The following is a 10,992-nucleotide window of genomic DNA, read 5'->3' on the forward strand; positions in this document are numbered from 1 at the left end:
CGCTGCGCGTCTGGCGGCCGTGCGGGGGACGGGTACGGGACTGGCTGGTGCGCGGGCGCCGGTCGGGCGGCTGAGCGGCCGGTGGCCCGGGCCACCGCCAGGCGGCGGGCCCCGGGCCGCCGCGGCGCTACTTCAGCAGGCGGGACATGCGGCGGTCGGCGAGCGGTCGGCCGCCCGTCTGGCACCGGGGGCAGTACTGGAGGGACGAGTCGCTGAACGACACCTCGCGAATGGTGTCGCCGCACACCGGGCAGGGCTCGCCCGCGCGCCCGTGGACGCGCAGCCCGCTCTTCTTCTCGGCCTTCAGCTTCCCGGCCTCCATGCCGTGCGAGCGGGCCACGGCTCCGCCGAGTGTGGTGCGCAGCGCCTCGTACAGAGTGGTGATGTCGTCGTCGGTGAGGTTCTGGACGGGCTTGAACGGCGACATGCGCGCGGCGTGCAGGATCTCGTCGCTGTACGCGTTGCCGATGCCCGCGATGAGGCTCTGGTCGCGCAGGGCACCCTTGATCTGCCGCCGCTCCCCGGCCAGCAGCGCCGCGAAGGCGTCCCGGTCGAAGGCGTCGGCGAGCGGGTCGGGGCCCAGCCGGGCGACGCCCGGGACGTCCGCCGGATCGTGGACCAGGTGCACGGCGAGCCGCTTGGTGGTGCCCGCCTCGGTGAGGTCGAAGCCGTCGCCACCGGTGAGCGCGGTACGCAGGGCGAGCGGGCCCTTGCCGGGGCGCGGGGGCCCGGACGGCAGGACGTCCCGCCACTGGAGCCAGCCGGCGCGGGCGAGGTGGATCAGCAGGTGGAGCCCGCCCGCGGTGATGTCGAGGTACTTGCCGTGCCGCCCGACGGCCGTGACGGTGGCGCCGTCGAGGGTGCTCAGCGGCGGGTCGTAGGTCTTCAGGACGCTGATGGCGACCGGCAGGACGTGGGCGATCTCCTTGCCCACGAGGTGTATGTCGAGGAACTCGCGAAGGGCCTCGACCTCGGGTAGTTCGGGCATGGTTCCAGCCTGCCGCAGGAGGGTGCGGTGCGCCTCACCAGCCGGTCACGGGTCTGATGGCCACAGGCCGTGGACGCGGGTGGCGGTGCCCGCGAACACGGCGGCGCGCTCAGCGCCGCTGAGCCCGCCGGTGAGGTCGTGCATCGTGGCGACCGCCTCGTCGTACCGCGCGGCGAGGAGGCAGACGAGCCGGTCGGAGCCGAACATGAACCGGTGGGGGCCGAAGGCGTCGAGGACGGTGCAGGCGTACGGGGCGAGGTCCGCGGTGCTCCGGGCGGCCGGGTCGGCCTCGGTGACCATGCCGGAGAGTTCGCAGACCGTGTTCGGGAGGAGTGGACGGTATCAACCCTCCTATACCGGGTGAATGTTGACCCCCGCGCCGACCGCCGCTCCAAAGTCTCGGCTCTCGCCCGAGCGGTCCGGTAGGCCGAACTCGCACCATACGCACTTGCCGCTGCCGCGCGACTCGACGCCCCACGCGTCGGCCAGCCGGTCCACCAGCAGCAGACCGCGCCCGGATACGCCGTCCTCGCCCGCGTCGCGGCGCCGCGGCAGGGCACTGGAACGGTCCTCGACCTCCACCCGGAGCCGCCGTTCGGGGCCGGTCAGCATCCGCAGGGTGACGATGGCCCCGCCGTCGGTGTGCAGCAGCGCGTTGGTGATCAGCTCGTCGGCGGCCAGCTCGATCTCGTCGGCCCGGTCCCGCCCGGCCCAGGCCCGTACCGCCGCCCCGATCATGTGACGGGCGGAGCGCAGCGCCTCGGGATCGCTCTGGGCCACGTGCTGCTGGAGCCGGCCGCCCGCCTGCGGGCCGTAGCCGCCCCGGCGGCGCAGCAGCAGGATCGCCACGTCGTCGTCGCCACCGCGCTCGTCGACCACGTCGCACAGATGGTCGGCGAGCGTCTGGAGGTCGCTCGGCCCGTTCCGGACGAGGGCGGTGAGCCACTGCATGCCCTCGTCGAGGTCGGTTCCGGGCTCCTCGACGAGCCCGTCGGTGTAGAGGAGGATCGTCTGGCCCGGGTCGAGTTCGAGGACGCTGACCGGATAGTCGAGCGCCCCGAACTCGGCGGACAGGCCGAGCGGCAGGGCGCCCGGGACGGGGACCCTGCGGCAGCTGCCGTCGGCGTCGCGCAGCAGCGGGTCCACATGTCCGGCCCGTACGACCTGGACGACGCCGGTCGCGAGGTCGACGTCCATGTAGGTGCAGGTCGCGAAGCGGTCGGTGTCCAGCTCGCTGAGGAAGACCGAGGCGCGCGCCATCACGGTGGCGGGGGTGTGGCCCTCGGCGGCGTACGCGCGCAGCACGATGCGGAGCTGGCCCATGACGGCGGCGGCGTGGGTGTCGTGGCCCTGGACGTCGCCGATGACGGCGCCGACGCGGCCGCCCGGCAGCGGGATCACGTCGTACCAGTCGCCGCCGATGTCCCGGCCGAGCCGGGCCGCCCGGTAGCGGACGGCGACGTGGGCGCCGGGGATCTCGGGGATGCGCCGCGGCAGCATGGCCTGCTGGAGGCCCTCGGCGAGGTCGTGCTCCTGCTCGAAGAGCACGGCGCGCTGGAGGCTCTGGGCGATGCTGCTGCCCAGCGCGACGAGGACGTTGCGCTCCTCCGGGGTGAAGCCGTTCTTGTCGCTGTAGAGCAGCCCCATGGCGCCGATGGGCCGGGCCTGGGCGATGAGCGGGAGGTACGCGGCGGAGGTGATGCCGAGGTCGGTGATGTGCGGCCACAGGATCGGGTAGGACACGGCGAAGTCCGCGGCCGACTCGATGAAGCGGGGCGCGAGGGTCCGTACGACCTCGCTCATCGGGTACTGCTCGTCCACCCGGGTGTAGCGGGTGCCGGGCACGAAGGAGCCGTCCGGGCCCTCCGCGACGAGATGGATACGGCCCGCCTCCAGGAGGCCCATGACGACGCTGGTCGCACCGAGGTGCTCCAGGCCGTGCGAGTCCTTCAGTACGTCGATGACGTCCTGAACGGTCCGCGCGTGGGCGAGCGCGGCCGTGGTGGACTCGACGACGCTGGTCTGGCGGCGGCGTTCGGAGTCCACCTCCATACGGGTGGTGGACTCGGCGAGTTCCTGGGTGGCGTCGCGGACGATGCCGATGATGCGGTGGGGGCGCCCGGTCTCGTCCCGGCGGATGAACCCCTGCGTGTGGGTCCAGCGCAGTCCGCCGTCGCGGGTGCGGATGCGGAAGTAGGCGCCGTAGTGCGTGCTGCCACTCTTGAGGGCCTGCGCGACCATGCCGTCGAGGCGTACGGACTCGCTGGGCGGCACTCTCCGGGCAAGACTCTCCGGCCTCCCGTCGTACTCGGCCGGATCCAGCTGGAACACGTCGAGTGCGACCTCGTCCATATGCATCAGCCCGGCGTCGAGATCCCAGTCGAAGCTGCCCATACGGTTCAGGGACAGGCTCTGATCCGGGTGGGCGGGCCAGTCCTCGGGAAGCGACAGGGCATCCGCTGCCGGATCAACCATGGAGCCACTCTGCCATCACTTGTCGGGTTTATCGACCTTTGAGATGTCTTATGGAGAGACGAAACGTCTCTTCTGCCCCTCGAAGACCGCGGGCTCCACGACCGGCCCCTCCAGGACCTGGCCGTCGGACAGCGCCCCGTCGGGCATCGGCGCGTCCGGTAGCCCCTCGTCCGGCACCGGCACGCCGGGCACTGCGACCGGCGGAGGGGGCGGCACCGCCGGGACCCTGGGGAAGGCCGGGGTGGCGTTGGCGGCGGGATTCCCGGCCTCCGCCTCCGTCCATGCGCCGCCGTCCGGCACGGGGTGGTCCGCGATATGGCGGTCGCCCGGCTCGTACGCCGGGGGCACGGCGGGCTCCCGGTCCTGCTCACCGCCGGTGCCGACCTCGCGTTCGAGCCAGGTGTCGTTGAGGACGTTCACGATGAGAAGGCTGTCGAGGGCACGCTGAGTGGGATTGACCAGGACGACCCGGTCGGCGCGGTAGCCGTCCCAGGGCTGCCCCCGGTACGCGGTGGGGCGCGTCGCGTCGGCCGGGGTGCGCAGCGGGTTGCCGCACGCGCAGCGCACCCGGGGCGCGCCGTACTCGTCCACGAGGACGGCCGTGCCCGCCTCCAGGACGGCCTGGTACGAGACGGCCGCGCCGTCGCGGTAGCCGTGGCCGGTGACCCGGGTGTCGGCGCGCAGCATCACGGGCGTGAGGCCACGCAGCCAGGCGCCGAGGCCCGCCTGGTTGATCCCGGCTGCCTCGGCGAAGACGCGGGCCTTGACCGCGTCGGAGGTGAGGAACCGCACCTGCTGTTCGACATCGCAGCTGGGGAGGGAGTGCGCACCGCCGTACAGACCGGGGGTCGCGCCGTCGACGGTGCGCAGCGGCTGGTCCGCGGCGTCCGCAGCGGCCGCCGGCGTGCCTGTCACGGCGGGGGACGGCGACCGGCGCCCGGCGCGGTCGGCGGTGAGGACCGTGGAGCCCGTGAAGGGGTTCGGCCCCTGCGCCGCGGCCGGCTGCAGGAGGGGCGTCCGGTCGGCGGAGCGGGTGTCGGCGGCGGAGCGGCCGGTGTCACCGCCGCCACATCCCGCGGAGAGCAGTCCGGCGACGACCGCGAGTGCGGCGAGCACGCCCGGACCGCCGAGGCGACCGGGGCGGCCAGGGCGTACCGAGGGGCGGCGTGTGGGTGAACGCACGCGAATCTCCCGCCTTTTCCAACTGATTTGACCTGATAAGTCCCTTCATGTCTGCCGGATCACAGGGCGCCCCGCAACCGGAAAGGGCCCGCCCGAGGGCACCCCCCTAGGACTTGAACATGTTCAAGTCCCAGCGCTACGCTCCCCATGCCGAATTGAACGCGTTCAACACGCGTGAGAGGGAGTGTCCCCATGTCCGTCCTGGTCGATCTGATCGTGATGCTCGGCATGCTGGTGGTCGTCCCGATGGGACTGCGTCTGATGGACGTTCCCGAGGCGGCCGCCGTCGGCCGGCTCTGGCCGCTGTTCGCCGTGCCGGGCGCGGTGTCCCTGTGGCTGCCGCGCGGCGCGCTCGCCACGGCCCTGGCCGCCTGCTACGCGCTGGGCGCGGTCCTCCTGGCGCTCGCCGCGCCGCGCCGCCTGGCCGGGACCCGGTCCCTGGCGCCTGCCGAGGTGGCGCTGCTCACCGCCCTGGTGAGCCCCTCGGTCGCCGCGACCGCGCTGGTCGCCGAGCGGTGGGGGTACCGGCTCTTCGGGTTCGACCTGGAGATCCTGGACCTGACCGTGCCGCACTTCCACTTCGCCGGGTTCGCCGCCGCCCTGGTGGCCGGCCTGGTCCGGCGCGTCACCGCGGACCGCCGCCTGGGCGACTTCGCCGCGCTGAGCGTCCCGCTCGGCACGCTCCTGGTGCTTCTGGGGTACTTCGTCGACGACTGGGCGGAACTGGCCGGTGCCGTCGTGCTCACCGGCGGCATGTGGGCCGTCGCCCTGCTCACCTGGCAGGACGTACGCCCCCGCACCCTGGACCGGTTCACCGGGAGGCTGCTCGCCCTCTCGGCGGCCGTTCTGGTGGCGACCATGCTCCTGGCGCTGAGCTGGGCCCTCGGCGAGGCGACCGGCCTGCCCCGTCCCAGCCTGGCCTGGATGGCCGCCACCCACGGCCTGGCCAACGCGCTCGGCTTCGCGCTCTGCTCGCTCCTGGCCTGGCGCCGTCTGGCCGCCGCCTCGCACCGCACAACCGATCCGGCCACCGCCCCGACCACCGCCACGGACCGCGAGGAGATCCCCGCATGACCCGGCTGATCCGCAGCCTCAGCAGCGCCGGCACCCCCCGCGCCCCCCGCGCCTCCGGCACTTCCGGCACTTCCGGCACCGCGCCCGGCTCCCAGGCCACCGGATTCACCTATCCGGACGTCGGCGCGACCCGCTCCCCCGCCACCCTCCCGGACGGCTACCACCACCTGCGCCACCGGACGCCGATCGGCCACGGCCGGGATGTCTTCGAGGCCGCGGGCGCGGCCGTCACCACCTGGCGGATGCACCGGGCGTCCGGCGCGCGTGTGCACACCGAGGCCGCGCGTGCGGAGCCCGGCGTCCGTCTCACGGTCGCCGTCGGCGCCGGGCCTCTGGAGTACGGGGTGCCCTGCGAGGTGGTGTGGACGGCGTACGAGGAGCGACGCACCGGCTTCGCGTACGGCACGCTCACCGGCCACCCCGAGAGCGGCGAGGAGTCGTTCGTCGTCGAGCTGCGCCCGGACGGCTCCGTCTGGTTCACGCTGACCGCGTTCAGCCGCCCAGGCCGCTGGTACACCCGAGCGGCCGGGCCCCTCGTCCCCGTACTCCAGCGCCGGTACGCGCGCCGGCTCGGCCGGACCCTGCGGAAGGCCGTCCGGGACTGACACCGGGCCGATACTGGAAGGGATGGAGTGGTTCACCTGGTTCACCTCATCCGACTACTGGCTGGGCCGCCTGATCTTCCAGCGGGGCCTCGCCGGGCTCTACCTCGTCGCGTTCCTCTGCGCCGCCTTCCAGTTCAGGGCCCTCATCGGGGAGCGCGGCATGCTGCCGGTCCCCGAGTATGTGCGGCGGGTACCGGCGCGCCGGGCGCCGAGCCTCTTCCGGCTCCACTACTCCGACCGGTTCTTCGCGCTCTGCGCCTGGGCGGGTGCCGCGCTCGCCCTGGCGCTGATCGCCGGCGCGGGCGACGCGGTACCGCTCGCCGTGTCGATGCTCATGTGGGCCGTGCTGTGGGCGCTCTATCTGTCGATCGTGAACGTGGGCCAGACCTGGTACGGCTTCGGCTGGGAATCGCTGCTGCTGGAGGCCGGATTCCTGGCGGTCTTCCTCGGGAACGACCGGACCGCGCCGCCCGTGCTGGTGATGTGGCTGCTGCGCTGGCTGCTGTTCCGCGTGGAGTTCGGGGCGGGGCTGATCAAACTGCGCGGCGACCCCTGCTGGCGTGATCTGACGTGCCTGTACTACCACCACGAGACCCAGCCGATGCCCGGCCCCCTGAGCTGGTTCTTCCACCGGATGCCGCGCCCCCTGCACCGGGTCGAGGCGGCCGCGAACCATATGACGCAGCTGGTCGTACCGGTCCTGCTGTTCACGCCACAGCCGGTGGCGACCGTCGGGGCCGGACTCATCGCGGTGACCCAGTTCTGGCTCGTCCTGTCCGGGAACTTCTCCTGGCTGAACTGGATCACCATCGTCCTGGCCCTGTCGGCCGTCGACGGCACGCTCGTCGCCGACGCTCCCGACCTGCCCGAGGCGCCGCTGTGGTACGGCGTCCTGGTCATGGTGGTGACCGCCCTGGTCCTGGCGCTGAGCGTGCGGCCGGTGCGCAATCTGCTCTCCCGCCACCAGGCGATGAACCGGTCCTTCGACCCGCTCCACCTGGTCAACACATACGGCGCGTTCGGGACCGTCGGCCGCGTCCGCCACGAGATCGTCATCGAGGGCACCGACGAACCGGCCCTCCACGCGGGGACCGTGTGGCGGGAGTACGCGTTCAAGGGCAAGCCCGGCGACGTACGGCGGCTGCCGCGCCAGTACGCGCCGTACCATCTGCGACTCGACTGGATGATGTGGTTCGCGGCGCTGTCCCCCGCGTACGCGGCCGAGTGGTTCGGCCCGCTCGTGGAGCGGCTGCTGGACGGCGACCGGGACACGCTGAAGCTGCTGCGCCACAACCCGTTCCCGGACACCCCGCCGACGATGATCCGCGCCCGTGTGTACCGCTACCGGTTCACGACCTGGCAGGAACTGCGCTCCACGGGGGCCTGGTGGCACCGCACCCTCGTCCGGGAGTTCCTGCCGCCGACCCGGCTCGAGTCGACACCCATGCGCTGAGTGAAGTCCTGGTCAAAGCTGGTCGGGGCCGGTGGTGCTCCGCTACGTTTCAGCGGCAGTGAGCCGGGCCGAGCGGATGCCGATGACGTTCGGTCCGCTCTTCTGCCCAGTGGTGGCAGTCCCGTCCGGTGTGCTCTCCCGTGTCGGCACCGGGCGGTCAGAAGCCCCGTGCCCCCGCCGTCGACGGCGGAGGGCACGGGGCGAAGGCACAGCGTACGACTCAGTCGACGCCGGGCAGGATATGCGGCTCTGCGAGATCGTCCTCGTACCCGGCCAGGCGGATCGGGGCCGAGCGGGCCCAGACCTCCAGACTGCCGAGTTCGTCCGACCGCGTGGACCGTTCCGGAGACTCCGCCGGGGGCTGCTCCCGGGTCGTCGATTCTGGTGTCACCGCGCACTCCTTAGTGTCGCGAACCTGTGGGACCTGTTCTGCCGTTCGGTCGCGGTGGCGCCGGTAACCGGGCGGGAGCGCGGCCTTGGTGGCAGGCCAGTCCCGTGACCGACCCGAGGGGGTTTCGTGGATCCCTGTCGGCCGGTCGTTCGCTCCAGGTTAACCAAATGAGCGCGGTACCGCTCGATGGAACGCGTCACACCATCGGGTTCCGGCCATAGTGGCCCGGAGTGCCCTATAGAAGGACACTCCGTGTCATCAAGGCTGGTTCGCGGGGCGCCTGTTCACCACTTGCCGGGCGCGTAGTCCTTGAGGAAGCAGCCGTACAGGTCCTCGCCCGACTCGCCGCGGACGATCGGGTCGTAGACGCGGGCGGCGCCGTCGACCAGGTCGAGCGGAGCGTGGAAGCCCTCCTCGGCCAGCCGCATCTTGTCCGGGTGCGGCCGCTCGTCGGTGATCCAGCCCGTGTCGACGGCCGTCATCAGGATGCGGTCGCTGTCGTACATCTCCTGGGCGCTGGTACGCGTCAGCATGTTGAGGGCGGCCTTGGCCATGTTGGTGTGCGGGTGTCCCGCGCCCTTGTAGCCGCGGCTGAACACACCCTCCATTGCGGAGACGTTCACGATGTACCTGCGCTGCGCCGGGGAGGCGGCCATCGCCGCGCGCAGCCGGCTGATCAGGATGAACGGCGCGGTGGAGTTGCACAGCTGCACCTCGAGCAGCTCGACCGGATCGACCTCCTCGACCGTCTGGATCCAGCTGTTGGTGTCCGTCAGGTCGGGCACCAGGCCGCCCGCGTCGATCGCGGTGCCCGCGGCGATCCGGGCGGGCGTCGCCGAGCCGCTGACCAGCGCGAGGTCGGTGACGTCCTGGGCGGTGAGGCCGTCGCCGCCGCGGGCGGAGGGCAGGGCGGCCACGGTCTCGACGGCTCCGCTGCCGAAGGTGCCGATGACCTCGGCGGCCGGCAGCTCACCGGCGGGCAGCGGCGCGGACTCGGCGGCGACCAGCTCGCTGTACGCCCGGCGTGTGCGGCGGACCGTCTGCGCGGCGTTGTTGATCAGGATGTCGAGGGGGCCCGCCGCGGCGACGGAGTCGGCGAGGGCGACGACCTGCGCCGGGTCGCGCAGGTCGATCCCGACGATCTTCAGCCGGTGGATCCACTGGTCACTGTCCGGCTGCGCCTTGAAGCGGCGGATCGCGTCCTTGGGGAAGCGGGTGGTGACGGTGGTGTGCGCGCCGTCGCGGAGCAGCCGCAGCGCGATGTACATGCCGATCTTGGCGCGGCCGCCGGTGAGCAGGGCGCGGCGTCCGGTCAGATCGGCGCGGGCGTCGCGGCGGGCCCGGTTCTCCGTCGCGCACGCCGGGCACAGCTGGTGATAGAACGCGTCGACCTGGACATACCGGTCCTTGCAGATGTAGCAGGAGCGGGGGCGCCGGAGTATCCCGGCGATCTCGCCGGCGGCGGAGGAGCTGGGCAGGAGGCCCTGCGTCTCGTCGTCGATCCGCTCGGCGGAGCCGGTCGCGGTGGCCTCCGTGACCGCACGGTCGTGCGCCGTCTTGGCGGCCCTGCGCTCCTGGCGGCGGCGCTGCTTGACGGTCCGGTAGATGCCGGCCGTGGCGCGCCGGACGGCGATCGCGTCCGGGTGGTCGATCTCCAGCTTGTCGAGCTCTTCGAGCACGCTCAGGCAGACGGCCAGACGCTCTGGGTCGATGCCCGGCCCGTACGCCTGGTTCTCTTCTGTCACCGTCATGGCCGCTGCCGTTCCTCGATCACTCGTTTGCCGCGTTTCAAAAGCCGAACTTTACGGAGCGGACGGCCCGCCCGCCAAACCCGGCCCCGGAGCGGTGCGCCGGGGCGGACCGTGCGGCGGCCGGTCGAAGACGCAGTCGCCGCACAGCCCGCCCCCGGGGCAGCGGTAGTAGAGGCAGCAGGTGCGGCGGCGCAGGGTGGGGAGCTGGAGGGTGCCGGACAGGTCGGGGTGGTCGAGCAGCGCTGCGGCGAGCGCGGCGGCCCGCTCGGCCACATCGGGGCGGCCGTGGCTACGGGCCCAGGAGGTGAGCTCACGTACGGCGCCGCCGAGCGCGGAGCCCGCGTTGCCCCACAGCAGCCGCGCCGAGACGGGTCCGGCGGCGCGCAGAGCCTCGCCGAGCGGGACGAGGTGGCCGTACTGGACGACCTCCCGCAGCGCCTCCGGCGTGCCGGGGCGGGTGGCGGAGCCCGCCCACCACAGGTCGTCGGGCGTGGAGAGGGCCGGGTCCCAGCGCAGTGACGCCGGCGTCACTTCGGGGAAGACGCCGTACAGCGCGGCGGCCCCCAGCGTGACCGACCAGAGCCGCGCGGCGAGCCCGAGCTGCGCGATGGACGCGGCGACCCGGTACTCGGGGACCCGCAGTCGCTCCCCGACCCGCACGACCCGCGCCGACAGGGGCGACATCCGGTCGTCGGGCCAGGGCCCGGCGACCGGGGGATCGGCGGCCCGGGGCCCGCCCTCCGGCGTCGAGGGGGGCGCGGACGGGTGGGTGTACGCGCGGGCGAGTGGGGTGTACGCGCCGGGGGCCGGGGGCGTGGCCGGGAGCACGAAGGCCGCCGATGTCGCTCATGGCCTGCAGTTCGGCGGCGCTGAGCCCCCGTGCCTCCGGTTCCACCGTGCCGTCCTCCCCTGCCGCGCCAGGCCGCCCTGTCCGGGACCACGGTAGCGGTGCGTGGCCCGGCCACGTACTCCCTTACCGCGACGGCGGTACGGGCGGATCTGTGCTCGGGTACGACGAGGTGCGGCGCCCGGCGGGCGGGCCCGCGTGGCGGGGCCGCCCGCCACGCGGGGGC

At 73.1% G+C, this 10,992-nt stretch carries 9 protein-coding genes and 1 pseudogene; 3 read left to right on the top strand and 7 right to left on the bottom strand.

From position 1 onward, the window contains the following. Positions 1–127: 127 nt before the first annotated feature. The 4 genes and pseudogenes from FVS66_RS01605 to FVS66_RS01620 form a co-directional block, all read right to left on the bottom strand. Positions 128–988, bottom strand: a complete 861-nt coding sequence (locus FVS66_RS01605; RefSeq protein WP_149179136.1) for a DNA-formamidopyrimidine glycosylase family protein — start codon at positions 986–988, stop codon at positions 128–130. A 45-nt stretch (positions 989–1,033) separates the two neighbouring features. Then, a pseudogene (locus tag FVS66_RS01610) lies at positions 1,034–1,318 on the bottom strand (amidohydrolase family protein); the annotation flags it as partial. Positions 1,319–1,339: 21 nt separating this feature from the next. Further along, positions 1,340–3,463, bottom strand: coding sequence for a SpoIIE family protein phosphatase (locus tag FVS66_RS01615; protein WP_149179138.1), 2,124 nt, complete (start codon positions 3,461–3,463; stop codon positions 1,340–1,342). A gap of 48 nt (positions 3,464–3,511) precedes the next feature. After that, positions 3,512–4,645 carry a DUF6777 domain-containing protein gene (locus FVS66_RS01620; RefSeq protein WP_149179139.1) on the bottom strand — a complete coding sequence of 378 codons (1,134 nt, stop codon included), beginning with the start codon at positions 4,643–4,645 and terminating at the stop codon, positions 3,512–3,514. 192 nt (positions 4,646–4,837) lie between these two features. On the opposite strand from FVS66_RS01620, the gene FVS66_RS01625 reads away from it, so the two are divergent. Genes FVS66_RS01625 through FVS66_RS01635 form a run of 3 tightly spaced genes read left to right on the top strand, consistent with a single transcriptional unit; the run spans position 4,838 to position 7,777 of the window. Beyond that, positions 4,838–5,719: a YndJ family protein gene (locus FVS66_RS01625; protein WP_149179140.1), complete on the top strand. Its 882-nt coding sequence runs from the start codon at positions 4,838–4,840 to the stop codon at positions 5,717–5,719. After that, positions 5,716–6,324 carry a DUF1990 domain-containing protein gene (locus tag FVS66_RS01630; RefSeq protein ID WP_149179141.1) on the top strand — a complete coding sequence of 203 codons (609 nt, stop codon included), beginning with the start codon at positions 5,716–5,718 and terminating at the stop codon, positions 6,322–6,324. The genes FVS66_RS01625 and FVS66_RS01630 overlap by 4 nt, the downstream gene beginning before the upstream one ends. 22 nt (positions 6,325–6,346) lie before the next feature. After that, the gene (locus tag FVS66_RS01635; protein WP_149179142.1) at positions 6,347–7,777 is read left to right on the top strand and encodes a lipase maturation factor family protein; all 1,431 of its coding nucleotides are present in this window, start codon (positions 6,347–6,349) and stop codon (positions 7,775–7,777) included. Positions 7,778–7,997: 220 nt separating this feature from the next. Here the strand turns inward: FVS66_RS01635 and FVS66_RS34735 are convergent, their stop codons facing one another. From FVS66_RS34735 to FVS66_RS01645, 3 genes are all read right to left on the bottom strand, one after another. Continuing rightward, the gene (locus FVS66_RS34735; protein ID WP_187645339.1) at positions 7,998–8,168 is read right to left on the bottom strand and encodes a hypothetical protein; all 171 of its coding nucleotides are present in this window, start codon (positions 8,166–8,168) and stop codon (positions 7,998–8,000) included. Between the two features lie 284 nt (positions 8,169–8,452). Beyond that, positions 8,453–9,919, bottom strand: coding sequence for an SDR family NAD(P)-dependent oxidoreductase (locus FVS66_RS01640; protein ID WP_149179143.1), 1,467 nt, complete (start codon positions 9,917–9,919; stop codon positions 8,453–8,455). A gap of 51 nt (positions 9,920–9,970) precedes the next feature. Beyond that, positions 9,971–10,747 (bottom strand): (2Fe-2S)-binding protein, encoded by a 777-nt coding sequence (locus FVS66_RS01645; protein ID WP_262386745.1) that lies wholly within the window; start codon positions 10,745–10,747, stop codon positions 9,971–9,973. Between the last annotated feature and the right edge of the window lie 245 nt (positions 10,748–10,992).

Source organism: Streptomyces sp. TRM49041 (assembly GCF_008271805.1).
GTDB lineage: Bacteria > Actinomycetota > Actinomycetes > Streptomycetales > Streptomycetaceae > Streptomyces.

What these genes read in the sequence shown, in the direction of transcription:
- FVS66_RS01615 (WP_149179138.1), bottom strand. Translation starts at nt 3,463, where the DNA reads ATGGTTGATCCGGCAGCGGATGCCCTGTCGCTTCCCGAGGACTGGCCC.
- FVS66_RS01625 (WP_149179140.1), top strand. Translation starts at nt 4,838, where the DNA reads ATGTCCGTCCTGGTCGATCTGATCGTGATGCTCGGCATGCTGGTGGTC.
- FVS66_RS01605 (WP_149179136.1), bottom strand. Translation starts at nt 988, where the DNA reads ATGCCCGAACTACCCGAGGTCGAGGCCCTTCGCGAGTTCCTCGACATA.
- FVS66_RS01630 (WP_149179141.1), top strand. Translation starts at nt 5,716, where the DNA reads ATGACCCGGCTGATCCGCAGCCTCAGCAGCGCCGGCACCCCCCGCGCC.
- FVS66_RS01640 (WP_149179143.1), bottom strand. Translation starts at nt 9,919, where the DNA reads ATGACGGTGACAGAAGAGAACCAGGCGTACGGGCCGGGCATCGACCCA.
- FVS66_RS01635 (WP_149179142.1), top strand. Translation starts at nt 6,347, where the DNA reads ATGGAGTGGTTCACCTGGTTCACCTCATCCGACTACTGGCTGGGCCGC.